This is a genomic window from Kitasatospora sp. NPDC001539, from assembly GCF_040298565.1.
Classification (GTDB): Bacteria; Actinomycetota; Actinomycetes; order Streptomycetales; family Streptomycetaceae; genus Kitasatospora.
Window position 1 is genome coordinate 16,951 of sequence record NZ_JBEPAK010000013.1, and the last position, 24,906, is coordinate 41,856.

Below are 24,906 nucleotides of genomic sequence, written 5' to 3' on the forward strand. Positions count from 1 at the left end.
CGATGTTCGAGAGATTCACGGACCAGGCCCGGAACGTGGTGACCTCGGCCCACGAGGAGGCCGCAGCGCTGGGGCACGGGCACATCGGCACGGAGCACCTGCTGCTGGCCCTCCTCGGGGTGCCCGACGATCCGGCCGCCGCCGTCCTGATCGAGAGCGGCCTGGACCAGGAGACCGCGCGGCGGGCGGTGTGCGCGCTGCTCGGCCCGGGCGACGACGCCGCCGCGCTGGCCTCGATCGGGATCGACCTGGACGCCGTCCGGTCGTCGGTGGAGGCCGCCTTCGGGGAGGGGGCGCTGGACGCCCCCGGGGAGGAGGAGCCGAAGCGGCGCGGCTGGTTCCGATCGGAGCCGAAGGGCCGACGCGGTCGCTTCACGGGCCGGGCCAAGAAGGCGCTGGAGCTGTCGCTGCGGGAGTCGCTACGGCTGAAGTCGGGCCAGATCGCGGTCGGGCACCTGCTGCTCGGGGTGATCCGGGAGGGGGAGGGGCTCGGGGTGCGGGTGATCGTCGACCACGGGCTGGACCTGGGCGCCGTCCGGCAGGCAGTGGAGGCGAAGCTGGCCTGAGCGACGGTGCGGCACGGTCGATCGGGGTGCCTGTGACCTGCCTGTGGCCCCTCCTACCGACGCCCCTCCGGCTTCATCGGGCGGCCACCAGATGTCGCGGCCCGGTGCGGGTGACGTGCCTGAACGAGATGGCCCGTCAACTTGCCGCTTGAGGGCAAAGTCTGAATCGATATGATCGGCCGAAAGCGTGAACGGATCAGCCGCCCGGAGACGTTTCACGACGTCGCCGGGCGGTCTGGTATGCGCTCGACCCGCTGTCGGCGGCCGCGACCGTCGCCGATCCGCCGCCCGCGCCGCCGCCCGCCGACGTTGCCGAGGACCGCACCGATGAGAGAAGCCACCAGCCCCGAGGGTCAGCCGCGTCGCCGCCCGGCGCCGCGCACCGTCGCCCTCACGGCGGCCGCCGTCCTGCTGGCCCTGGTCGCCGGCCCGGTCGGCATCGGCCGGGCCCTGCACGCGAACCAGCCGCTGACCGCCCTGGCGGTGGGTGCCGTCACGGTGCTGTGGCTGATCGCGGTCGGCCTGGCGGCCCTCGGGGCCGAGCGTTCCCGCCGGCTGGCCGAGGACGTGGAGGCGCAGCGCCAGGAGGCGATGTCGGCCCTGGTCGTCGCAGGAACCGCCCGGCAGGCCGAGACGGCGGCCAAGGAACGTGCCACCGCGGCGCAGGCCGAACGGGACGCCGCCCGCGCCGAGCAGGCCCGTGCCGAGGCGGAGGTCGCCGCCGCACGCACCGAGCTGGACCGGCTGGGGGCCGAGCTCGAGGCGGCCCGGGCCGAGGTCGAGGCCGCGCGGGAGCAGGCCGCCGCCGAGCGGGCCGAACTGGACCGGGTCCCCGAGGGCGTGCTGCCCGACGTGGTGAAGAAGCTGCGTGGGGGCGCGTCCGTGGACAGTGCGCTGGCTGCGCACCGCAAGCACCCCCAGTACGCGCTGCTGCGCGCCGTCGGCGAGGAGATCGGCCGCGGCGAGCGGCTGCGGGCGGCCGCGCTGGCCGTCTGCGCGACCGCCGCCGGGCGGGTGCAGGCACTGGCCACGAGCATGCACGCCGAACTGCGGGAGATGCAGCACCGGCACGACGAGGAGGTCCTCGGCGACCTGCTCCGGCTGGACCACTCGACCGCCCAGGCGGGCCGGATGGCGGACGGGATCGCGGTGCTCACCGGAGCCCGCTCGGGACGCCGCTGGGCCAAGCCGATCGCGGTGGAGTCGGTGCTGCGCGGGGCGCTCGGCCGGATCGGCGCCTACCAGCGGGTGCGGCTGCACAACGCGAGCAGCGCGGCGGTCGCCGGATACGCGGCCGAGGGCGTGATGCACGCGCTGGCCGAACTGCTGGACAACGCCACCAACTTCTCCGCCCCGCCCGCCGAGGTGCACGTCTACGTCGAGGAGGTGCCGGCCGGTCTGGCGGTCACCGTCGAGGACAGCGGCCTGGGCCTGAGCGACAGTTGGCTGCGCCGGGCCGAGCGGGCCGTGTCCGCCGAGCCGCTGGACCTCGCCACGCTCTCCGCCGGCACCCGGCTGGGCCTCGCGGTGGTCGGCGTGCTGGCGCGCAAGTACGGCCTGCAGATCTCGTTCCGGCCGTCGGCACGCGGCGGCACGGGGGTGGTGATGCTGATCCCGCAGCAGCTGGTCACCCACCCGTCCCCGGCGTCCCTCCAGGCCCCCGCTCCCGCCGCGGGGTCCGCGCGCCAGGCGCCCGCCGTGGAGTCCGCGCGCCCGGCACTCACCCCCGCCCGCCCGGCGCCCGCCTCGCTGCCGCCGGCGCCCACCGCGCCGAGCACCGCCCCGGCGGTCCCGGCGCCCGCCCTCCCCGCCCGGAGCGCTCCAGCCCAGGGCGTTCCCACCCAGGGCGTTCCTGCCCAGGGCGTTCCCGCCGCGAGCCCGGCCGTGCCCGTGCGGACGACCGACAGCGGCCTGCCCCAGCGGCGCCGTGGGCAGACCCTGGCCACCACCACGGCGGCCGCCCCGCCCACCCCCGCCGCGCGGCCCGTACGGACCGACGCCGCGCGGGCCGCCGCCCGGTTCGGCGCCTTCCGCCGCGCCGCCCAGCCGGCGGTTCCCGTACCGGCCGCCGCGCCCGTACCGGCCGGCGAGCCGGCACCTGCGGCACCCGCGGCGTCCGCAGCGGCGGCGCCGACCGCGGACACCGACACCACGCCCGACGCTTCCCCCGTCACGAAGAAGGACTCCTGATGAGCAGCGCCACCGACCGCGACCTCGACTGGCTGTTGGACAACCTGCTGGCGGCAACCCCCGGCACCCGGCACGCCCTGGTCCTCTCCGCCGACGGCCTCAAGCTGTGCCACACCGACGGGCTGAGCGCCGACCAGGCCGACCAGCTGGCCGCGATCGCCTCCGGCCTGCAGAGCCTGGCGCACGGCGCCTCGATCGAGTTCGGCGACGGCAGCGGCGGCGTGCGGCAGTCGATGACCGAGTTCCACGGCGGCATCCTGTGCATCGTGGCGGCCGGTGAGGGCGCCCACCTCGCGGTGGTCACGGACGAGGACGCCGACGTGGGCGTCGTCGGCCACAACATGCACGGTCTGATCGAGCAGATCGGCGTGCACCTCAGCGCACCCGCCCGGGCTGAGTCCGCCGCCGGGGAGCCCGCCGGCGGGGAGGGCGGCGCCGGGGAGCCCGCCGCCACACAAGAGAGCGCCGGGATATGAACGGCGGGCCGGTGCTGCCGGGCCGGGACGACGACCCGGACCGCCTCTACACCATCACCGGGGGCCGCAGCCGTGCCCCGGAGAACGCCTTCGACCTGGTCACCCTGATCGTCGCGGAGCGGGAGCCGGTGCCCGGCATGCAGTCGGAGCACGCCCGGATCCTGCGGATGTGCGAGGCCCCGACCGCCGTCGTGGAGGTGGCGGCGGAGCTGGCGCTGCCCATCTCGGTGGTGAAGATCCTGCTCGGCGACCTGCTGGAGTCCGGGGCGGTCACCGCCCGCCACCCCCGGTTCGCGCCGAACAAGGCCCGGCTGCCCGACCTCGACACGCTGAAGCAGGTGCTGCATGGCCTCCAACGGCTCTGACCTCCAGGACGCCCGGCCCGCGGTGCGCACCCCGCTGCGGGCGACCGCCGACAACGCGCTGAAGATCGTCGTGGTCGGCGGCTTCGGGGTCGGCAAGACCACCCTGGTCAGCTCGGTCAGCGAGATCCGTCCGCTGAACACCGAGGAGGTGATGACCAGGGCGGGGGAGGGCATCGACCCGGCCGGCACCTGGGGCAAGCGCTCCACCACGGTCGCCTTCGACTTCGGACGGATCACCCTGTCCGAGCGCCAGGTGCTCTACCTGTTCGGCGCGCCCGGCCAGGAGCGCTTCTGGTTCCTCTGGGACCGCCTGTTCAGCGGCGCCCTGGGCGCGGTCGTCCTGGTGGACACCCGGCGGCTGGAGGATTCCTGGTACGCGATCGACCGGCTGGAGCACCACGGCACCCCGTTCATCGTCGCCCGCAACAACTTCGGCGAGCCCACCCACACCCTGGAGCAGGTCCGGGAGGCCCTGGACCTGCCGCCCGAGGTGCCGCTGGTGGACTGCGACGCCCGCGACCGGGAGTCCGGCAAGCGGGTGCTGATCGAACTCGTCCACCACCTGGCCGCCCTGGCAGGAGCGGCCGACGCGATCTACGAGGAGAGCACCCCGTGACCCAGCCCGCCGCCACCCCGCCCCCGGGCTGCCCGGCGCACGCCGGCGCCACGCCGCTGTACGGGCCGCGCTTCCAGACCGACCCGGCGCAGCTCTACCGCGAGCTGCGGGCCGCGCACGGGCCGGTCGCCCCGGTCGAGCTGGCCGGCGGCGTGCCCGCCTGGCTGGTGATCGGCTACCGCGAGCTGCAGCAGGTCACCGGCCAGCCGCAGCTGTTCGGCCGCGACTCCAGCCGCTGGCACGCCTGGGCGACGCTGCCGGAGGACTGGCCGCTGAGGCCGATGATGGCGCCGGTGCCGTCGATCCTGTACGCCGAGGGCGAGGAGCACGTGCGCCGCTCCCGCGCCGTCACCGACGCGCTGGCCGCGATCGACCCGTACGAGCTGCGCAAGCACTCCGAGGAGATCGCCGACCGGCTGATCGACGAGTTCGCCGGGCGCGGCGAGGCCGACCTGGTCGCCGAGTACGCGCACCGGATGCCGCTGCTGGTGCTGTGCCGGGTGCTGGGCCTGGACGAGGAGCAGGCGCCGCAGCTGATCGCGGCGCTGCTGGCCATGCTGGACGGCGGCGCGGACGCACCGGCCGGGGCCCAGCGGCTGCTGGAGCTGATGCTCGCCCTGGTGGAGGAGAAGGCCGAGCACCCGGGTGCGGACGTGGCCTCGCGGATGCTGGAGCACCCGGCGGGGCTCACCCACGACGAGGTGATGCGCGACCTGCGGGTGCTGCTGATCGCCGGCCACCAGCCGAGCTCGTACTGGATCTCCAACGCGCTGCGGCTGATGCTCACCGACGAGCGGTTCGCCGCCTCGCTGGCGGGTGGCCGGCGCAGCATCAGCCAGGCGCTCAACGAGGCGCTCTGGGAGGACACCCCGACGCAGATCTTCGCCGGCCGCTGGGCCGTGCGGGACACCCAGCTGGGCGGTCAGCGGATCGCCGAGGGGGACATGCTGCTGCTCGGTTTCGCCGGGGCCAACGCGGACCCGGCGGTCCGGCAGCCGGACGGCCGTCCGGCGGAGGGCAACCGGGCGCACATGAGCTACTCGTACGGCGAGCACGGCTGCCCGTTCCCGGCCCAGGAGGCGGCCGAGGTGATCGCCACCACGGCGATCGAGGTGCTGCTGGACCGGTTGCCGGACCTGCGGCTGGCGGTGGCCGAACACGCGCTGGTGTGGCGCCCCTCGGCCTGGGTCCGCGGGCTGGTCGCGCTGCCGGTCTCGTTCACTCCGGGCCAGCTGGGGTAGCGGGCACGTCTTGCGGAAACCGGGCCCGGGCAGCCAAGATCCACAGGACGTGCACAATCGTTCGAAGTTCCGGTACCCGAAAGAGAGTTGCCGCCGATGAGCGCTGCCCCGGCCCCGATCGCCCTCGACCCACTGGCCCGTGACAACGCGGCCGAGGGCGCCCTGCTGCGGGCCGCCGGCCCGGTGGTGCCGGTGGTGCTGCCGGGTGGGGTCGCCGCCTGGGCGGTGACCCGGCACGCGGCCGCCCGTGAGCTGCTCACCGACGCCCGGCTGGTGAAGGACGCCGGGCACTGGGCGGCCTACCAGCGCGGCGAGGTGCCGAAGACCTGGCCGCTGATCGGCCTCGCGGTGCCGGGCCCGAGCATGGTGACGACGGACGGCGCCGAGCACCGCCGGCTGCGGGCGCTGGTCGCCCAGGCCTTCACCCCGCGGCGGGTCGAGCTGATGCGCCCGCGGGTCGAGGCGATCACCCGTGCGCTGCTGGACGGCCTGGCGGCCGGGGAGCCGGTGGTCGACCTGAAGACCGCCTTCGCCTTCCCGCTGCCCATGACGGTGATCTGCTCGCTGCTGGGCGTGCCGGAGTCGGACCACGGCGTGCTGCGCGACCTGTACGAGCGGTTCTTCGGCATCAAGCCCGACCCGGCGGGCATCCAGGCGACCATCGCCGGGCTGAACGCCTTCGTCGACGACCTGGTGGCGCAGCGCCGTTCGGCGCCCGGCGAGGACCTGGCGAGCGCGCTGCTGGCGGCCGACACCGAGGGCGGGGCGCTCACCGACGCCGAGGCGGCGGCCACCCTGCGGGTGATCATCGCGGCCGGCCACGAGACGACGGTGAACCTGATCGGCAACGCCGTGCGGGCGCTGCTGACCCACCCGGACCAGCTGGAGCTGGTGCGGTCGGGGAAGGTGTCCTGGGACGCGGTGGTCGAGGAGTCGCTCCGCTGGACCCCGCCGACCAGCAACTTCCTGTTCCGCTTCGCGGCCGCGGACATCGAGGTCGACGGCGTGGTGGTACCGGCCGGCGAGCCGGTGCTGATCTCGTACAACGCGATCGGCCGGGACCCGCTGCAGCACGGGGTGACCGCGGAGCTGTTCGACATCACCCGGGAGCCGACCCGCCACCTGTCCTTCGGGCACGGCCCGCACGTCTGCCCGGGGGCGCCGCTGGCCCGGCTGGAGGCGGGGATCGCGCTGCCGGCGCTGTTCGAGCGGTTCCCCGCGCTGTCGCTGGCGGTGCCGGACGCCGAGCTGCGGCCGAGCCCGACGCTGGTGGTGAACAGTCTGCTGGAGCTGCCGGTCCGGCTGGTCTGACCCGTGGTGGCGTCGCGGCCCCGTCCGGTTTTTCGGGCGGGGCCGTCGGCGTGATCGGGCCGGGGGCTGCCGGTGTGATCGGGCCGGGGGGCTGCCGGTGTGTCGGGAGGTGGCTGTCGGTGTGATCGGGGGCGGTCGCCGGTGTGATCGGGGGGTGGCTGTCGGTGTGATCGGGAGACGGCCGCCGGCGTGATCGGGAGACGGCCGCCGGTGTGATCGGGAGGCGGCCGCCGGTTTCCGGAGTCGCTGGTCGGGTGCCGGCGGACGAAGGTCGACCATGGACCTTGGCGGCGGCCGATGGCTGCGTTAACGTCGTCGAATCGGTTCAGCCGTCGCTCGTCCGCGATCTCCGTACGCCCATCTCAGGTACAGCGCAACGTCGTTCACCCCACGTCGACAGCACGCCCTGACGAGGAGTACCGCATTGGCCCTCAACCCGACCGCGTCATCACGGAGTTCCCGCCGCCGACTGGCCGCAGCCCCAGCCCTGTTGGCGGCACTGGCCCTGACCGCGGCCTGCTCGAACAGTTCCGGCGGTTCGGGCGGTGGTGACGGAGCAGCCCAGACCCTGACCGGTGACTGCGCCAAGTACCAGCCGTACGCCGGACATTCGGGCACCACGGTGACGATGTTCGCCTCCATCCTCAGCCCGGAGTCGGACAACCTGGAGAAGTCCTGGGCCGACTTCAGCAAGTGCACCGGGATAAAGATCAGCTACGAGGGGTCCAACGACTTCGAGTCCCAGCTGCCGGTCCGGGTGGCCGGCGGCAACGCACCGGACTTCGCGATCGTCCCCCAACCGGGCCTGCTGGCGCAGATGGTCAAGAGCGGCAAGGTCGTCAAGCCGCCCGCCCAGACCGTCGCCAACCAGGAGAAGTGGAGCCCGGTCTGGAAGACGTACGGCTCCGTCGACGGCACCTTCTACGCCGCCCCGATGAGCGCCAACATGAAGTCGCTGGTCTGGTACTCGCCGAAGGCCTTCAAAGCGGCCGGCTACGAGGTGCCGAAGACCTGGGCGGACCTGGTGGCGCTCAGCGACCGGATCGCCAAGGCGGGCGGCCCCAAGCCCTGGTGCGGCGGCATCGCCTCCGGCACGGCCACCGGCTGGCCGGCCACCGACTGGTTGGAGGAGGTGGTGCTGGGCACCTACGGCGGCGAGGTCTACGACCAGTGGGTGGGCCACCAGGTGAAGTTCTCCGACGAGAAGGTCACCACGGCGATGCGGACCGTCGCCGACTGGATGCAGAACCCGGCCTGGGTCAACGGCGGTTACGGTGACGTCAAGTCGATCGCCACGACCACCTTCCAGGACGCGGGAGCGCCGATCCTCACCAACAAGTGCGCCATGCTCCAGCAGGCCTCCTTCTACGAGGCCCAGTGGCCCAAGGGCACCAAGGTCGGCCCGGACGGCGACGTCTTCGCCTTCCACCTGCCCGCCGTGAACCCGTCGGTCGCCAACCCGGTCGAGGGCGGCGGTGAGTTCCTGGCCGCGTTCTCCAGCCGGCCCGAGGTGCAGGCCGTGCAGAACTACCTGTCCAGCTCGGACTGGGCGAGCAGCCGGGTGAAGACCGCGCCCGGCTGGGTCTCGGCCAACCAGGGCGTGGACAAGAGCCTCTACACGGACCCGATCGACAAGCTCTCGGCGGAGGCGCTGACCGACCCGAGCGCGACCTTCCGCTTCGACGCTTCCGACCTGATGCCCGCGGCCATCGGCTCCGGGCAGGAGTGGAAGTCGCTGACCGCCTGGTTCGCCGAGGGGCAGTCGATCCAGAAGACCGCCGCGGACATCGACGCCGCCTGGCCGAAGTAGGACGGCCGGGCCCGGGCGGGCTCGCCCGGGCCCGTTCGGGCCGCCGGGTCGCCGGGTCGGCCGGGTCGTCGGGCCGATCGGACTCGCCCGGGTCGTCGGGCCGATCGGACTCGCCCGGGCCGTCGGGCGCCGCGGGCGCGTCGGGCGCGCGTACGAGGACCACCTGCCGAGGGCGGTGCGGGGCCACCCCCCCCCCCCCCCCCCCCCAGTCCCACAACCCCCCGCTAAGGAGTGGGGGGACACCCAACCGGGATACCGGGGCCCCCCCGGCCGCGACCCCGACGGGGCCCGCCCTGCGTGTGCGGCAACCGGGGCTGCCTCATCTCGGCACCCGCACCGCCCGCCCCTTCCCCTCACCCACCGGATCCGAAGGGACGTACAGCCATGCCGGTATCCGGCTCCCCGCCGTCCGTCGACCCGTCGGTCGCCGACCCCCTGGCCGCGGGCACCCTGGGCGACGCGGCGGTCAAGTTCGGCAACAGCATCGGCGCGATCGCCGGCTTCCTGGGCATCCTGCTGGTGATCTTCCTGGTGGCCGGTCGGGCCCGGGGCCGCCTGGCCCGACCGTTGGCCGTGCTGGTGTTCCTCGGGCCCGCCGTGGTGCTGCTGGCGGTCGGGTTGGTGGTGCCGCTGGTGCGGACCGTCTACCTGAGCCTGCAGAACTCCGACGGCAGCCGCTTCGTCGGCGGCGAGAACTTCGGCTGGGCCTTCACCACGGACTCGGTCCGGCAGGTGCTGCTCAACACCCTGTTGTGGCTGGTGGTCGCGCCGCTGGCGGCGACCGGACTGGGCCTGGTGCTGGCGCTGCTGGTGGACCGGATGCGCGGTCAGGCGGTGTACAAGTCGCTGATCTTCATGCCGATGGCGATCTCGCTGGTCGGCGCCTCGATCATCTTCAAGTTCGTCTACGAGGCGCGCGGGAAGGACCAGCCGCAGATCGGGCTGCTCAGCCAACTCGCCCATGCGGTCGGCTGGTCGGATCCGCCGAACTGGCTGCTCAGCCAGCCGCTGAACACCTTCCTGTTGATGGTGGTCATGGTCTGGGTGCAGACCGGTTTCGCGATGGTGGTGCTGTCGGCGGCGATCAAGGCGATCCCGGCCGAGGTGACGGAGGCGGCCCGGTTGGACGGCGCGACCGGCCTGCGGCTGTTCTGGTCCGTCACCGTGCCCATGATCCGGACCACGGTGATGGTCGTGCTGACCACCGTCATGATCATCACCCTGAAGGCCTTCGACATCGTCCGCACCATGACCGGCGGCAACTTCGGCACCCAGGTGCTGGCCAACGAGATGTACTCGCAGTCCTTCGTGCAGTTCAACGACGGACGGGGCAGCGCCCTCGCGGTCCTGCTGTTCCTGGCGGTGCTGCCGCTGGTGGCCTACAACATCATCCAGCTGCGGAGGGAGCGTGAGGTGCGGTGAGCGCTCGTGAGGAGGAGGAAGCGGCGGCGGTCGGAGCGGGGTCCGGCGGGGGGCCGGAGGCGGGCGCGGCCGGCGCGGTGGACGTGGCGGACGCGGTGGGCGCGACGGCCGACGGGGATCGGGCGGCCGGCAGGCGTCGGGAGGCCGGCGGGGATCGGGAGGCCGGCGGGGATCGGCCGGTCGGCCCGGGTCCGCTCGGCCGGAAGCCCGCGGGCCGTCGCGGCGGTGCGGGGAGCCCCGTCCGGAAGGCCTTCAGCAGCCCGCTGGCCTCGGCGTTCGTGATCGCGATGACGGTGCTCTGGACGATCCCGACCCTCGGCCTGCTGGTCACCTCGCTGCGCCCCAAGCAGGACGTGACCGCCGATGGGTGGTGGAACGCCCTGCTGCACCCCGACTTCGGCCTCGGCAACTACCACGCGGTGCTGTTCGAGGGCGGCTCCGGCGTCTCCACCGGTCTGATGCCCTTCCTGGTGAACTCGCTGGCGATCAGCGTCCCGGCCACCCTCTTCCCGCTGGTGCTGGCGGCGATGGCGGCCTACGCGCTGGCCTGGGTGCGGTTCCGGGGGAGCGACGCGGTGTTCTTCACGGTGTTCGCGCTCCAGGTCGTGCCGCTCCAGATGGCGCTGATCCCGCTGTTGCGGCTGTTCTCCAGCGGGGCGCACCTGGGCTCCCTGACGCTGATCCCGGCGGTGGACCTGAAGGGCAGTTACGCGCCCGTCTGGCTGGCGCACACCATGTTCGCGATGCCGCTCGCGGTGTTCCTGCTGCACAACTTCATCGCCCAGCTGCCGCGTGACCTGATGGAGGCGGCGGTGGTGGACGGCGCCTCGCACTTCAAGATCTTCCGGTCCATCGTGCTGCCGTTGTGCGCTCCGGCGCTGGCCTCGTTCGCGATCTTCCAGTTCCTCTGGGTCTGGAACGACCTGCTGGTGGCCCTCACCTTCGCCGGCGGCACGCCGGAGGTGGCACCGATGACGGTCCGGCTGGCGCAGCTGTCCGGTTCGTTCGGCGGCCGCTGGGAGCTGCTCACGGCCGGGGCGTTCCTGTCGATCATCGTGCCGCTGATCGTCTTCTTCAGCCTCCAGCGGTACTTCGTCCGCGGGCTGCTGGCCGGGTCGGTCAAGGGGTAGAGCAGGTGATCGGAGGGTTCTGAACACGTTCAGTACTGACTTTTGAACTTGTTCAGAATGGTCTAGAGTCGGCAGCGGTCGAGGCGCACGGCGCCCCGGCCGCCGGGCCAGCGCGCCCACCGGGCGGACGACCCCGAGGGTGGCTTCCGCATGCCCGCCGACCACTGAGGGGGACTCACGTCAGGTCCGTCCACGCCTGCCCCGACCGATCCGCTACCCGCTGCCTGGCACCGCCCGACGGGCCCCTTCCGGTCGCCCGGCGTGCCCGTGCCCTCGCACGGAGACCGGCTGCGCCGCACGGCGCCCGACCACCGGGCGGCGGCCACGTCCCGCGTCCTCCTGGCGGCCCTGGCCACCGGCCTCCTGACGGCCTGGCTGCTGTACGACGGCGTCGGTGCCAACCTGCTGATCTGCGGCGCCGCCACCGCCGTCGGGGCCGGTGTCGTCGCCCGAGGAGCCGGGCGCCGGATCCGGCCGTGGACGGTGGTCTGGAGCCTGCTCGCCCTCGCCCTGCTCGCCGTCCCGGCCCTGTGGGACGCCGGCCCGGCCGCCCTGCTGGCCGTCGCGGGAGCGCTCGGACTGGCCTCGCTGGCGCTGCACGGCGGGCGGCGCTGGGCGGGAGTGCTGTTGGCGCTGCCCGCCGCCGTCTGGCAGCCGGTACCGGGCGTGGCCTGGGCCTGGAGCGGCCTGCGGGGGAGGGGCCTCCCGGGCCGGGCCCGGATCGTCCCGGTGCTCAAGGCGCTCGCCGTCGCCGCCGTTCTGCTGACCGTCTTCGGCCTGCTGTTCGCCAGCGCCGACGTCGGCATGGCGGACCTGCTGAGCGACCTCAGCCCCAGCGTCGACTTCGGTCAACTGCCACTGCGGGCGCTGCTGTTCCTGGCCGGCGCGGTCACCGCACTCGGCTTCGCGCACACCGCAGCCGGTCCGCGCCGCTGGGACCGCATGACCGCCGCCCCGGGGCGGGAACGGCGCCGTCTGGAGTGGGCCCTGCCGCTGGTCGCGCTCGACCTGCTGTTCGGCGCCTTCGCCGTGATCCAGGCCGTGGTGGTGCTCGGCGGGGCCGACGCCGTGCTTCGCGACACCGGCATGAGCCGCTCCGAGTACGCGCGGCAGGGCCTCTGGCAGCTGAGCGCGATCACCGCGCTGACCCTCGTCGTGGTGGCCGTCGCCAAGCGGTGGGCCCCGCGCACCACACCCGGCGACCGCCGGGTGGCCAGGGTCCTGCTCGGGCTGCTCTGCCTGCTCGCGCTGGTGGTGGTCGCCTCGGCGCTCGGCCGGATGTGGTTCTACGTCGACGCCTCCGGGCTCACCCGGCTGCGGCTGTGGGTGCTGGTGGTCGAATCCTGGCTGGGCGTCGTCTTCCTGCTGCTGATCACCGCCGGGCTCACCCGGCGCGCCGACTGGCTGCCGCGCGTCGTCGTCCTCAGCGGCATGCTCACCGTCGCGGTGTACGGGCTGATGGGGCCGGACTCGATCGTCGCGGAGCAGAACGTCGACCGCTTCGAGCGCTCGCAGCAGATCGACCTGCGCAACGTCCGCGAACTCTCCGCGGACGCGGTGCCCGCCCTGGACCGTCTCCCCGAACCCCAGCGGACCTGCGCGCTGCAGCTGATCCGCACCGACCTGGCGGGCCACTCCCCGGGCTGGTACGCCACCAGCCGCTCCGCCGAGCAGGCCCGCGGGATCCTGACCGCCCGGCCGTTGAGTGACGGGGGCTCCGATGGCGCGACCGCCTGCGCGTGGGCGGGGCTACGGGTCGGGCCGAACTCCTGACGGACGGAATGGACGGATGGGCGGACGAACGGGTGGGTGTTCGGACGGGCACTTGGGCGGGGGCTTGAGCGGGCGGACGGGTGGGCGGACGGCCTGACAACCGGCCCGGCCCGGTCCGGCGTGGCTCGGCGCGGTCTTGCCCGGCCCGGCCTTGGCCGCCCCGGCCCGGCGTCGCTCAGCTTGGCCCGGCACTGCCCGGCCCGGCGCACGAAACGGGCCCGCCGGGGGCGAGGTGCTCCCGGCGGGCCCGTACGGTCTGTGGCGCCGCGGTCGTGGTGGCGCTGGTGCGCCGCTGTCCTTCCGTCGCGGCTCAGTGCATCGCCACGCTGGCGGAGTCACCGCTGGGCAGGTCGCTGGCCTTCGCCTTGATCACGAAGAGGGCGATCAGCAGGGCCACCCCCGCGAGTGCCGCGCCGACGATGAAGCCGTGCGAAATCCCCTGGGCGAGGACGGAGTTGGCGGGATCGGTGCCCGGGAGGAACTCGTGGTGCTGCTGGAAGTAGCCGAGCTCCGTGGGGGATGCGCTCTGCATGAACCCCGGCAGCTGGGCCTTGGCCTCGGCCGTCGCGTAGTGCGCGAACACCGTGGTCAGGATCGACAGGCCGAGCGAACCACCGATCTGCTGCATCGAGTTGAGCAGGCCGGAGGCGGCGCCGGTCTCCTCGCCCGGCACACCCGCGACCGAGAGCAGCATCACCGGGACGAAGATCAGGCCCATGCCGAAGCCGAAGACCACCGTGGGGCCGAGCACCCCGTCCAGGTAACCGCTGTCCTTGTCCATCTGGGTCAGCCAGGAGAGGCCGATGGTGACCAGCAGCGCGCCGCCCGCCATGAACGGCTTCGGCCCGTACTTGACCTGCAGGGCCGAGGCGATCTGCGCGGCGATGATGATTGCGACGCTGATCGGAAGGAACGACACGCCCGCCTTGAGCGGCGAGTAGCCGAGCGGTCCCTGCACGAACAGGACGACGTAGAAGAAGATCCCGAACATGGCCGCGGCCAGGCAGAGCATCATCACCAGGCCGCCGGTGCGGTTGCGGTCGGCGAACAGGTGCAGCGGGGTGATCGGCTGGGCGGTGCGGTTCTCGATCACGAAGAAGGCCGCCAGCAGGATCGCGCCCGCCGCGAAGGAGCCGAGCGTGATGCCGTCCGACCAGCCGTCCGAGGCGGCCCGGATGAACCCGTAGACCAGGCCGACCAGACCGAGCGTGGAGGTGAGCGCGCCGGGCACGTCGAAGCGGCCCGGGTGGCGCTCGGACTCGGCGATGTAGCGCGGCGCGGCGATCGCGATCAGGATCGCGATCGGCACGTTGACGAAGAACACCCAGCGCCAGTTCAGGTACTCGGTGAGCACACCGCCGGCCAGCAGGCCGATCGCCGCACCCGAGCCGGCCACCGCCGAGAACACCCCGAACGCCTTGTTGCGTTCGGGTCCTTCGTCGAAGTTGGTGGCGATCAGGGCGAAGGCGGTCGGTGAACAGATCGCGCCGCCGATGCCCTGGAGCGCGCGGGCCGCCAGCAGCAGACCGCTGTCCTGCGCCAAGCCGCCCAGCAGCGAGGCCAGGCCGAACAGCAGGGTGCCGAAGATGAACACCCGGCGGCGGCCCAGGATGTCACCCGCACGACCGCCGAGCAGCAGCAGGCCGCCGAAGGTCAGCGTGTAGGCGTTGATGACCCAGGACAGGTCCGTGGTCGAGAAGTTCAGCGCGTCCTTGATGTGCGGCAGCGCGATGTTCACGATGGTCGCGTCGAGCACGACCATGAGCTGCGTGGCCGCGATGACGGTCAGGGTGATGCCCTTTCCCCGACCTTGGCGGCCCTTCGGTGGTGCGTTCTTGCTGAGCGTGTCGGAGATGGCCATGGATGCTTCCCCCTGCTGGCTACGTGCTCGGTGACTCGGTGACTCGGTGCTTGCTGTTCTGGCGCTCGGCGTTTCGGTGCTTGCCGATTCGGTGCTCGGTGTTCGGTGAGCCGGCGTTCCGTGATCCGGTGTTCGCTGGCTCGGTGCTCGGTGCTCGTTGGCTCAGTGCCCGGTATCCGGCCGAACGCGGGTCCGGTCTGCTGCTGTGCGCGGACACGGGCGGGTCGCTGCGCGGCGCGCTGCGGGCTGGGAAGGAACGGTCCCGTTCACTAATCTGGAAGATATCCTGGGCAAGATAGTGAACGCAAGCGTTCCTTAAGGGCGGTGGCGATGGAACGGTTGGTGCGGCGACTCACGGCGGACCGGGCATCCGGTCGGGCGGCCGCCCGACCGGCGGACGGCGCGGTTCGGTCGTCCGCGATGCCGGCGGTTCCGGGGCCGGCGGCATCGCCGCCCGTGGTCCCGGTGGCGCTCGCGGGGGTGTCGGACGGGGAGCCGGAGCCGCGTTGCGCGGTGCGGGCCGCCCGGGAGGCACTGGCCCGGCCCGCGCGGCGCCGGGGGAAGGAGTTGGAGAACGCGATCTTCGAGGCCGCGCTCGACCAGCTCACCTCCGGCGGTTACGCGCGACTGACGATGGAGGGCGTCGCCGCTGCGGCACGGACCGGGAAGGCCGCGCTCTACCGGCGTTGGGCGTCCAAGATGGAACTCGTCATCGACGCCCTGGACTCCACTCTCCCACGTCCTCACGGCGTCCCCGACCTCGGGTCGGCCAGGGCCGAATTGCTGCACCTCGTCGAGCTGTTCACCGATGCGATCGGCTCCCGGGCGGGTGCCGCGCTGCACGTGCTGATGGGCGAGCTCTCCCAGCAGCAGGCCGAGGTGTGCAAGGACTTCATCGTGCAGCGGGTGATGGAACCGACCAAGGACGCCATCCTGGACATCCTCCGCCGGGGCGCCGAGCGCGGCGACGTCCGGCCCGGAGCGGTCAGTCCGCTGGTGGCCGACGTCATACCCGCGATGCTGCTGTACCGGGTGAAGATCCACGACCGGGAGATGGCCCCCGACTTCGCGGCCCGGCTGATGGACGACGTGCTGGTGCCGCTGATCCGGCAACCGTAGGGCTGCCCGGTCCGGGGCGGGGGTCGGGCGGGGCCTGGTCCGGGACGGGGGTCGGGCGGGGCCTGGTCCGGGACGGGGGTCGGGCGGGGCCCCGGCCCGGGGTGGGGGCGGGGCCGGGTGGGGCCCGGTCCGGGTCGGGGCGGGTGGGGCCCCGTCCCGGGGTGGGGCCAGGGCGGTGCCGGTCCGGGTGTCGGGTCGTGAAGGGCCGGTTCTGGGCGCTCGTAAGACGGCTTAGGCTGGAGGCTGTCCCCAGTGGAAAGGGGCTGTTTGCCGAACGGAGCCCCTGCGATGCCCATCGTCCCGCCGACGCACTCCGTCGAACGCTCGCTGCGCCGGGCCGGCGCAAAGGTCGTGGTCGGCCTGGACGAGGTCGGACGAGGTGCCTGGGCCGGGCCGGTCACCGTCGGTGCGGCCGTCACCGGACTGCGCAGGGCGCCCGAGGGGCTGACCGACTCCAAGCTGCTCACCGAACTGCGCCGTGAGGCGCTGGCGCCGGTGCTCGCCGACTGGGTCACCGCGTACGCGCTGGGGCACGCTTCGCCGCAGGAGTGCGACGAGCTGGGCATGACGGCGGCGCTGCGGCTGGCCGCCGTCCGCGCGTTGGAGGCGCTTCCGGTCGAGCCGGACGCGGTGATCCTGGACGGCAAGCACGACTACCTCGGCGGCCCCTGGCGGGTGCGCACGGTGATCAAGGGCGACCAGTCCTGCATCTGCGTCGCCGCCGCCTCGGTGCTCGCCAAGGTCCACCGCGACGGCCTGATGGCCGAACTGGGGGAGGCTCACCCCGAGTACGGCTTCGCGGACAACGCGGGCTATCCGTCCCCGGTGCACCGCGCCGCGCTGGAGGAGCACGGTCCCACCGAGTTGCACCGGCTCTCCTGGGCCTACCTGGACGCCCTGCCGAAGTGGCGGCACCTCAAGCGCATCAGGGACCTTCCCGGTGCGGCTCAGGGGTCCGCTGACGAACAGCTGGTGCTCGGTTTCTGACAGTCCGTCTGGAATTGCCCCAGCCATGGCGGGTGGGGGTCCGGTGGCCAAGGGGTGGGGCGCCCGTGCGCGTCCGACCGGCATTTGATAGATATCCGGGTATGCCTGTCTTCCCCGAGGAGCCGGAGATTCACGAGAGCCTCCCGGGCCCCGGCGTTCCCTTCCCCCGCGAGTCGGACGCACAAGCCCTCCACGCGCCTGCCACCGGCAGCGTGCCCACCACCGCACCCGCCACCGTCACCGCCGCGCCGGCCCCGGTGCCCGGCCCCCGGCCGGCGCCACCGCGCCCGGCTCCGCCGCGCGCCGACCGCTCGGGCCCGCCGCGCCTGATCCCCAAGCCGGGGCCCGCACCGCGCCGGCCGGCCGCCCCCGTGCCGCAGGTCGAGGTCCAGCGGATCGCCGCCGCCCCGGCCCAGGCGCTCGAGCGGGCCGACGACGCGGTCGACCTGCTGCTGGACTCCGGCCGGAACCCGGGCGACATCCTGGTGCTGACCGTCGGCGACGCCCACCCCTGGCAGCAGCACGAGCTCTCCTTCGGTGAGGAGCGCTACTGGGCGCAACTCGCCGAGGGCGGGGACGTGTTCTACGCCGACGCCGCGCTGACCCGCCCGGTCCGCCGCGAGGTGGTCGTCCTGGTGGTCAACGGAGGTTCGGCCGCCCGGGCCGCCGACGCCTACACCAAGGCGCTCGGCCACGCGACCGCGCTGCTGGTGGTCTGCGGAGAGGCCGGCCCGACCGCTGCCGGAGTGTCCGGCGGCGCGCCGGGGCGCCCGGTCAAGGCCTGACCGGGCCGAGGCCGACAGAACCCGGGTCTGACAGGCCCAGGTCTGACTGCCAGGGACCGACAGCCGTTCCCGCCCCGGGCTCGGTGCCGTACGGCGCCGAGCCCGGGGTCCGTCCGAAGCGCTCGCCGCACAGCTTCGACGGAACGGGGCTTATTGCCGACTCCTCAGCCACCTGGTGCCGACCCGTCGTCCACCACTCGGCCGACGGGTGCGGCGCCCTGTCGTCCCGCCGACTCCCGCAGCGCGGCTTTCCGTGCCCGCCTCTCAGCGGGTGCCGGTGCGGCGGCTCGACTCGACGGCCGTGACCCGCGCCGGGGCCCACGGGGTCTCGGAGGGGTGGGCGCGCTGCGGACCGTCCACGCGCTTGGTCTGCTCGGCCGCCTGCTGCCGGGCACGCCGTCGGCGCGGAGCGTCGTCGAGCGCCGATCTCGGAGGCAGCTCGGTCACGGTGTGCACCGGTCCTTCCGCCCATGAACCGGCGTGCGGGTGGCGCCCGCTGCGCCCTTCGCCGAGGATCTGCCAGCCCGCCGGGGTGAGCCCGATGTACGAGCCGCAGCGCAGCCCGTGCAGCGCGGACGCGTCCCGCAGCGCCCACATCCAGGCCCCGTCCTGCTCGGTCCAGCCGGGGGCGCCCTCGCGGCAGCGCAGCAGCACGGCCGTGCGGGTCGGCTCGGGTCGTCGCAGGTCGTGCGGAGTGATCCGGCGCAGGTGTGCCAGCACGTCGTTCCGGTGCTGCCAGCCGTCGGTGTCGTGCGGCCAGGGCGTGAACGAGGCCGAGGCGGCCAAGTGGTGGCTCGCGTCCAGGACACCGACCACGACCGTCCCCGGCTGGGGCAGGTGGCGCTGGTGCAACTCCAGGACGAATGCGCGCGGATCGCGTAGCAACGGGACCCCCGAGGCGGTCCAGGTCTCCAGGTCGAGCAGCCGTCTTGGCGCCGGCCTCCCGGAGAGGGGATGTTGACCTCGGTCGATACCGTTGACCACGATCCTCCTTCCTGGCCCGTGGGCGGGCGGGCGCCTGCGTACACCGAAGGACGGATCCAGCGGATCGGGTTTCGGGTACCTCCCAATTCTCGGGGTAACGGGGGCGGACCGGCAATGATGAAATGATGAACGCCACCCGATAGCCCATGTTCTGTCGGATATGTTCCACAACTGCCCGAGCGTCGCGGAGACGCCGCACAGCCTTGATCCACATCGCGCAAAAGGTGCGGTGAAGCCCCTTCGGCATGGCGCGCTCTCCTTTCTCGGGTCGGTCCGCCGCGTGATCGGAATCCCCTGGCAGCCCCCTTTCGTTAGGCCATTCGAGTGATGCAGTTGGTTACCCAGTCGGTGGCGACGGTCGTGCTGGCGGTCGTGGTGGCGGTTGGTGACCGCCCTGGCCGGGTGGCCCGGCCCTGCGGCGGCCCGACGCCGCCCGCTCAGCCCTGCACGGCCAGGACCAGTGGCAGCACCGCGCTCGCCCCCGCCCGGCGCAGCAGCCGGGCGGCCACGGTGACCGTCCAACCCGAGTCGACGAGGTCGTCGACCAGCAGCACCGGCCCGCCGGCCGCCGCCACCGCCTGCTCCAGCTCCGGCGGCAGTACCAGCGCCCCGGCCAGCGAGTGCAGCCGTTGGGCGCTGTTGCTGCGGGCTCCGTGCGGCGGCAGGCCGCCCGCGTACTCGATCCGGCCGAGCAGCGGCAGCCGACCGATCTCGGCGATCCGTGCGGCGAGAGTTCCGACCAGTCGGGGGCGGGTGGCGGAGGCCATGGCCACCACGCCGACGGGCCGGTCCAGCCGGGCGCCGTCCGTGGTCGCCGGCCCGGCCCAGCCGCCCGGGCCGCGCGCCCAGTCGGCCAGCACCGCCACCAGCGCGTCCACCGCCTCGCCGGGTACCGGCACGTCCGGTGCCTGCTCGGCCAGCAGGGTGCGCAGCCGGTTGCCCCAGCCGATGTCGGAGAGCCGGCCGAGCGCCCGCCCCGTCTCCGCCTGCTCGCCCGCCGGGATCCGGCCCTTGAGCGGCACTCCGAGCGCATCCATCCCGGTGGGCCAGAGTCGGCGGGGCTCGAAGCTCACCCCCGGGCGGCCGAGCGCGGCCCGGGCCGCGGCCAGCGTCTCGTCGGAGACCTCCGGGGTGTGCAGGGGGCCCGCGCAGTTGTCGCACCGCCCGCACGGCGCGGCCTGCTCGTCGTCCAGCTGGCGGCGCAGGAACTCCATCCGGCACCCGGTGGTGGCCGCGTAGTCGCGCATCGCCCGCTGCTCCGCCTCCCGGGAGGCCGCCACCTTGGCGTAGCGGGCGGTGTCGTACTCCCAGCTCTGCCCGGTGGCCGTCCAACCGCCCTTGACCCGGCGGACGGCGCCGTCCACGTCCAGCACCTTGAGCATGGTCTCCAGCCGGGCGCGGCGTAGGTCCACCCGGGGCTCCAGGGCGGCGGTGGAGAGCGGCCGGCCGGCCTCGGCCAGGGCGTCGATGGTGCGGCGCACCTGCTCCTCCGGTGGGAAGGCCAGCGACGCGAAGTAGCGCCAGATCGCCTCGTCCTCGCGCCCGGGCAGCAGCAGCACCTCGGCCCGGTCCACACCGCGCCCGGCCCGGCCGACCTGCTGGTAGTAGGCGATCGGCGAGCTGGGCGAGCCCAGGTGGACGACGAAGCCGAGGTCGGGCTTGTCGAAGCCCATGCCGAGCGCGGAGGTGGCGACCAGCGCCTTGACCCGGTTGGCCAGCAGGTCGGCCTCGGCGGTGCGGCGCTCGGCGTCCTCGGTGCGGCCGGAGTAGGAGGCCACCGGGAAGCCGCGCTCGCGCAGGAAGGCCGTCACCTCCTCGGCCGCGGCCACCGTCAGGGTGTAGACGATGCCCGAGCCGGGGAGCCGGTCGAGGTGGTCGGCCAGCCAGGCGAGCCGGTGGGCCGGGTCGGGCAGGGAGAGCACGCCGAGGGTGAGGCTCTCCCGGTCGAGCGGGCCGCGCAGCACCAGGGCGTGCTCGTCGGTGGTGCCCGTACCGAGTTGCTCGGCGACGTCCGCGGTGACCCGGGCGTTGGCGGTGGCGGTGGTGGCCAGTACCGGGACGCCGGGCGGGAGCTCCGCGAGCATGGTGCGCAGCCGTCGGTAGTCGGGCCGGAAGTCGTGGCCCCAGTCGGAGATGCAGTGGGCCTCGTCGACCACGAGCAGACCGGTGGAGGCGGCGAGCTTCGGCAGCACCTGGTCGCGGAAGTCCGGGTTGTTCAGGCGCTCGGGACTGACCAGCAGGATGTCGACCTTCCCGGCGGCGACCTCGGCCTGGATCTCGTCCCACTCCTCGGTGTTGGCCGAGTTGATGGTGCGGGCGTGGATGCCGGCCCGCGCCGCGGAGTCGACCTGGTTGCGCATCAGGGCGAGCAGCGGGGAGACGATCACCGTCGGCCCGGCGCCCCGGGCGCGGAGCAGGGCGGTGGCGATGAAGTAGACCGCGGACTTCCCCCAGCCGGTGCGCTGGACGACCAGGGCGCGGCGGTGGTCGACCACGAGGGCCTCGATGGCCGTCCACTGGTCCTCGCGCAGGACGGCGGCGGGGCCGGCCAGCTCCCGGAGGACGGACTCGGCCCGGGCCCGGACCTGCTCGCGGTCGGCGGTGGCGGTGGTGTGGATGTCGGGCTGCTGCATGGCGTCGATGTAACCCCATGGCGCCGACAAGGGGCGAACGAGGCGGGGCTCGCAGGGGGAAGACAGGGTGGATGGCGGGGTGGAATTCATCCGTTGATCCGCTGAACGGCCGACGAAATCCACTCGACGGTGTGGGTTTAGTGTGCCCCGAATGAGCGATGGGAAATTCGTGGCCGGGGTTATCCACAGGAAAAAAGGAAGTCAGGCGCTGATCTCGGATTGCGTTCAGTCTTGCGGCCATGAACGCGATGAACAACGAACACGTCACCCTGTCCCTCGGCCCGGCTTCCGAGCAGCGGCCGGTCGTCATGCGCGGTCCGGCCGACATGGCCGAGCTGTTGCCCTACCTCCTGGGGTTCTACCCCGACGACAGCATCGTCGCGGTCGGCCTCCAGGGCTCCGACCTTCACCAGGGCGGTGTCATCCGGGCGGACCTCCCGGCTTCGCCCGCGGACTGGACCGCGGCGGCCGAGGAGACGGCCGCTCTGCTGGTCGCCCTCTCGGAGCGGCACGGCAGTAGGCCGCTCCAGGTGCTCCTCTACCTCTGCCACGACCGGGGCACGGCGCACGCCCCGCCCGTGGTGGAGCGCCTGAGGCCGCTGGCCGACCACCTCCGCGCGGCCTTCGGGCGCAGGGGAGTGGCGGTGAAGGAGTCGCTGTGCGTCTCCGACGGCCGGTGGTGGTCCTTCCTGTGCCGTCGCGAGGGGTGCTGCGATCCGGCCGGCAGTCCGGTGCGGCGCGGGCCCGGTCCGGGCCCGGCGGCCGCCGCGGCGACGGTGGCCGGCCTGGTGCCGCGCGGCAGCCGGAAGGCGATCACGGGCGGACTGGCCCCGGTCGGCCCGCCGGAGGACGCCGTCCAGCGCGCGGCGCTCGCCCGCGCCGAGGCCGTCGCCGGCGCGGCCTCCCGGGAGCACGGCATCGCACTGCTGGAGCAGGCCTTCGCCGAGTTCGCGGCCGGCGCCCGGGAGCTCGACGAGGAGCGCACGGCCAGGTTGCTGCTCGCCCTGCGGGACCGCCTCACCCGGGACCGCGGCGTCGAGTACGTCAGGCCCGCCGAACTCGCTCCCGCCGAACGCCTGTGGCGCTTCCTCGCCCGGCGCGCCGTGCCGCCGTACGAGGGCTGTGCGGTGGCTCCGCTCACCCTGCTGGCCTGGGCCTCCTGGGCCGCGGGGGACACGGCGACCGCTCGGGTGGTGCTCGGCCATGTCCTGCGGCTCGCCCCCGGCTACCTGCTGGCCGAGCTGCTGTACGAGTCGATGAACGACGGCATGACGCCCAACGCACTGATGGCCGCCGTCGAGGCCCAGCGGCGGCGCCGTGAGGAACGCATGGCTGAGTCGGCGTCAAGGCCCGGGGCCGCAGGAGACGGCGTGCCCGGACCGGGGTCCGCCCCGACTGCGGGCGCGGACCCCGATGCTCCCGGTGGGCGGTCCGGGTCGTCCGGGGGTGGGCGTCGACGCCGACGGGGCGCTCGCCGGAAGGGGGCGGCTACCGCTCCCAGCCCGGCCGAACGCGGCCCCGGCGGATCCAGCGACTCCGGAGGCTCACCCGGGCCGGTACCGGACGGGAACGGGCCAGGCCCCGGGTCTGCGGTCATGATCCCGGCGCGCGGGTGCGGACCGACGCCGGGTGGCGGGCCGGTGGCCGGGCGCCGGCCCGCCCGGGGCATCCGGCTCGGCCGGGCGGCGGCGTGTGCGTCGGCCGCCGTCCGAGCCGGTACCGGGCTCCATCGGTGCCGGGGCGCCCGACAGGCGGCGAGAGCGGGCCGTCGTGCGCACTGATCCGCTCGCCGTGCTGGCCCTCCCGCGGCTGCTACACCTCGCCGTGGGCCATCTTGATCAGCCGGTCCAGCACCTTGCCGCCACTCACCGACAGGCCGTCGTGCTCCCACTCGTTGGTGACCCAGGTCCGCAGGCCGCGCACGGCACGGGCGGTTCGGAGCGAGTCGGCGGTGTCCACGTACATGTCGTCGTGGTACACCGCCGCCACGACCGGCACCGTGTTGGCGGCCAGGCGGGCCGGGTCGTACAGGTCGGGCCAGTCGGCGCGGGCGGCGAGCAGGTCCGCGGTCTCCTTCAGCGGGCGCAGCGCCGGGTCGGTGTCGAACATCCAGGGGTAGATCATTTCCCCGGTGAACAGCACCGGCGCGTCGGACGCCAGCGCGGCCTGGGCGTCGAACCGGGGGAACTCCTTGCGGACCCGCTCGGCCGACCACGCGGTGCCGCCCTGGTCCACCGAGCGCTGGCCGTAGATCGATTCGTGGAGCACGGCGTAGAGCGGTCCCTCGGCGAAGGAGAGCCGGGCCTGCACGCCGGCCAGGAAGGTGTCGGAGAGCTCGGGCCCGGCCGGGCCCTCCACCCAGGCCTCCTCCAGCAGGTAGTGGAGGGCGCCAGAGCCGCTGCCGCGGCCGAGCATGAGTCCGAGGGACTGGAAGGCCTCGACGGTCAGCAGCCCCCCGTCGGGCAGGGTGGCGGGGGCGTCGGCGAGATGGGCGGCGATTCGCCGCACGGCCTGGACGTCCTGCGGGAAGCGGGCGTAATGGGCCTCGTTCTTGTCGATCACGCGCGGGTAGGCGGCGCGGTAGACGTCATCGGCGGAGCTGTCGAGACCGGCGAGGCCGCCGGTGATGAAGGCCTCGGTCAGACCTTCAGGAGCGAAGGAGAGGTAGGTGAGGGTGCAGAAGCCGCCGAAGCTCTGGCCGAGCACGCTCCAGCGCCTGTCGGCGCCGAGCAGGCGCCGGCGGATCAGCTCGGCGTCCCGCACGATCGAGTCCGCGCGGAAGTGCGCCAGGTAGTCGGCCTGCTCCTGCGGGCCGCCGCGCCGAGCGAGGGTCTGCCGAGTCGCGGGCGTGGACCGTCCGGTACCGCGCTGGTCGAGCAGCAGGACCCGGTAGTCGTCCAGGGCGCGGTCCAGCCAGGTGTCGCGACCGAGCGGGCGGGCGGCCTTGCCACCGGGGCCGCCCTGGAGGAAGACCAGCCAGGGCAGGTCGTCCTTCTCACGGCCGCAGGCCACCACCTCGCGGGCGTACACCTCGATCTGCTCGCCGTCGGGGGCGCTGTGGTCGAGGGGGACCAGGAAGACGTGGTCGGTCGTGACGATCCCGGGCAGCCGGCTGACGGTGGACATGTAACTCCTCGGTCTCTGCTGGTCACAGCGGTTGCGTCGCGGTTCACGGGGTCACCGGGTGCGAGCGCCGCGACCCCCGCACCGTATCCTGGCCGCGATCGAGCACCGGTTCGACCGTCCCTCTCCCCGGCGGGGCGGCCGCCGGCGGTCGAATCACCGACTCCAACCAACCGGGCCCGTGCGGTCCTTGAGCGGTGGCGGGCCTCGGCAAGGCCTGTGAGGGAGGTCCGGCCGCGAGGGCGCGACGGCCCGGCCGCCCGGAGGCGACCGGAAGTCACGGGCGGGGGCGTGACCTGGGGGCGGTGCGCGGCGTTCACCCCGGGGGCCCTGCGCCCGTACGGCGCCGGACCGGCCGCCCGGATCCGAGCGGCCGTCCGCCCCGAGGTGCCGACCGGCCGAGCTCGGCCGCGAGCCCCCGGGCGCGGGCCACGGGGGCGACGCGCCGCGATCGGGGCGTACGGGCGAGGCGTCCCGGCAGGTCGGTGGCGCCGTGCACCTGACGGGGCGCCGG

19 protein-coding genes are annotated in these 24,906 nt (G+C 73.8%); 15 read left to right on the plus strand and 4 right to left on the minus strand.

Annotated elements, in window-relative coordinates; genetic code table 11:
* Positions 1–2 precede the first annotated feature (2 nt).
* From ABT247_RS33600 to ABT247_RS04765, 11 genes are all read left to right on the plus strand, one after another.
* Positions 3–566, plus strand: coding sequence for a Clp protease N-terminal domain-containing protein (locus ABT247_RS33600; protein ID WP_502892380.1), 564 nt, complete (start codon positions 3–5; stop codon positions 564–566).
* A gap of 327 nt (positions 567–893) precedes the next feature.
* Positions 894–2,756: a sensor histidine kinase gene (locus tag ABT247_RS04720; protein ID WP_350737911.1), complete on the plus strand. Its 1,863-nt coding sequence runs from the start codon at positions 894–896 to the stop codon at positions 2,754–2,756.
* Positions 2,756–3,232 (plus strand): roadblock/LC7 domain-containing protein, encoded by a 477-nt coding sequence (locus tag ABT247_RS04725; RefSeq protein ID WP_350737914.1) that lies wholly within the window; start codon positions 2,756–2,758, stop codon positions 3,230–3,232. Before ABT247_RS04720 ends, ABT247_RS04725 begins: the two co-directional genes overlap by 1 nt.
* A complete protein-coding gene (locus ABT247_RS04730) occupies positions 3,229–3,597 on the plus strand; it encodes a DUF742 domain-containing protein (RefSeq protein WP_350737917.1) in 369 nt (122 codons plus the stop codon). Before ABT247_RS04725 ends, ABT247_RS04730 begins: the two co-directional genes overlap by 4 nt.
* Entirely contained in the window at positions 3,578–4,213 is a 636-nt protein-coding gene (locus ABT247_RS04735) for a GTP-binding protein (protein ID WP_350737920.1), read from the plus strand. Before ABT247_RS04730 ends, ABT247_RS04735 begins: the two co-directional genes overlap by 20 nt.
* Positions 4,210–5,454 carry a cytochrome P450 gene (locus tag ABT247_RS04740; protein ID WP_350737923.1) on the plus strand — a complete coding sequence of 415 codons (1,245 nt, stop codon included), beginning with the start codon at positions 4,210–4,212 and terminating at the stop codon, positions 5,452–5,454. The genes ABT247_RS04735 and ABT247_RS04740 overlap by 4 nt, the downstream gene beginning before the upstream one ends.
* A 96-nt stretch (positions 5,455–5,550) precedes the next feature.
* On the plus strand, positions 5,551–6,765 hold the full coding sequence (locus tag ABT247_RS04745; protein ID WP_350737926.1) for a cytochrome P450 family protein: 1,215 nt from the start codon (positions 5,551–5,553) through the stop codon (positions 6,763–6,765).
* A gap of 424 nt (positions 6,766–7,189) precedes the next feature.
* On the plus strand, positions 7,190–8,575 hold the full coding sequence (locus ABT247_RS04750) for an ABC transporter substrate-binding protein (protein ID WP_350737929.1): 1,386 nt from the start codon (positions 7,190–7,192) through the stop codon (positions 8,573–8,575).
* A gap of 384 nt (positions 8,576–8,959) precedes the next feature.
* A complete protein-coding gene (locus tag ABT247_RS04755) occupies positions 8,960–9,997 on the plus strand; it encodes a carbohydrate ABC transporter permease (RefSeq protein ID WP_350737932.1) in 1,038 nt (345 codons plus the stop codon).
* The gene (locus tag ABT247_RS04760; RefSeq protein WP_350737935.1) at positions 9,994–11,127 is read left to right on the plus strand and encodes a carbohydrate ABC transporter permease; all 1,134 of its coding nucleotides are present in this window, start codon (positions 9,994–9,996) and stop codon (positions 11,125–11,127) included. The genes ABT247_RS04755 and ABT247_RS04760 overlap by 4 nt, the downstream gene beginning before the upstream one ends.
* 267 nt (positions 11,128–11,394) lie before the next feature.
* A complete protein-coding gene (locus tag ABT247_RS04765) occupies positions 11,395–12,900 on the plus strand; it encodes a DUF4153 domain-containing protein (protein ID WP_350737937.1) in 1,506 nt (501 codons plus the stop codon).
* Between the two features lie 310 nt (positions 12,901–13,210).
* Here the strand turns inward: ABT247_RS04765 and ABT247_RS04770 are convergent, their stop codons facing one another.
* Positions 13,211–14,761 carry an MFS transporter gene (locus ABT247_RS04770; protein WP_350737940.1) on the minus strand — a complete coding sequence of 517 codons (1,551 nt, stop codon included), beginning with the start codon at positions 14,759–14,761 and terminating at the stop codon, positions 13,211–13,213.
* A 567-nt stretch (positions 14,762–15,328) separates the two neighbouring features.
* Here ABT247_RS04770 and ABT247_RS04775 point away from each other — a divergent pair.
* From ABT247_RS04775 to ABT247_RS04785, 3 genes are all read left to right on the plus strand, one after another.
* On the plus strand, positions 15,329–15,880 hold the full coding sequence (locus ABT247_RS04775) for a TetR-like C-terminal domain-containing protein (RefSeq protein WP_350737943.1): 552 nt from the start codon (positions 15,329–15,331) through the stop codon (positions 15,878–15,880).
* 288 nt (positions 15,881–16,168) lie between these two features.
* Positions 16,169–16,867, plus strand: coding sequence for a ribonuclease HII (gene rnhB / locus ABT247_RS04780; protein ID WP_350737946.1), 699 nt, complete (start codon positions 16,169–16,171; stop codon positions 16,865–16,867).
* 101 nt (positions 16,868–16,968) lie between these two features.
* Positions 16,969–17,652 carry a hypothetical protein gene (locus tag ABT247_RS04785; RefSeq protein ID WP_350737949.1) on the plus strand — a complete coding sequence of 228 codons (684 nt, stop codon included), beginning with the start codon at positions 16,969–16,971 and terminating at the stop codon, positions 17,650–17,652.
* A gap of 264 nt (positions 17,653–17,916) precedes the next feature.
* Here ABT247_RS04785 and ABT247_RS04790 read toward each other — a convergent pair whose 3' ends face one another.
* Both ABT247_RS04790 and ABT247_RS04795 read right to left on the minus strand, forming a co-directional pair.
* Positions 17,917–18,636 (minus strand): hypothetical protein, encoded by a 720-nt coding sequence (locus ABT247_RS04790; protein WP_502892381.1) that lies wholly within the window; start codon positions 18,634–18,636, stop codon positions 17,917–17,919.
* Between the two features lie 437 nt (positions 18,637–19,073).
* Complete coding sequence (locus ABT247_RS04795) at positions 19,074–21,269, minus strand: RecQ family ATP-dependent DNA helicase (RefSeq protein ID WP_350737952.1); 2,196 nt, start codon at positions 21,267–21,269, stop codon at positions 19,074–19,076.
* Between the two features lie 239 nt (positions 21,270–21,508).
* Here ABT247_RS04795 and ABT247_RS04800 point away from each other — a divergent pair, with 239 nt between their 5' ends.
* Positions 21,509–23,050: a DUF4192 domain-containing protein gene (locus ABT247_RS04800; protein WP_350737956.1), complete on the plus strand. Its 1,542-nt coding sequence runs from the start codon at positions 21,509–21,511 to the stop codon at positions 23,048–23,050.
* Positions 23,051–23,081: 31 nt separating this feature from the next.
* Here ABT247_RS04800 and ABT247_RS04805 read toward each other — a convergent pair whose 3' ends face one another.
* Complete coding sequence (locus tag ABT247_RS04805) at positions 23,082–24,395, minus strand: alpha/beta fold hydrolase (protein ID WP_350737958.1); 1,314 nt, start codon at positions 24,393–24,395, stop codon at positions 23,082–23,084.
* Positions 24,396–24,906: the final 511 nt, after the last annotated feature.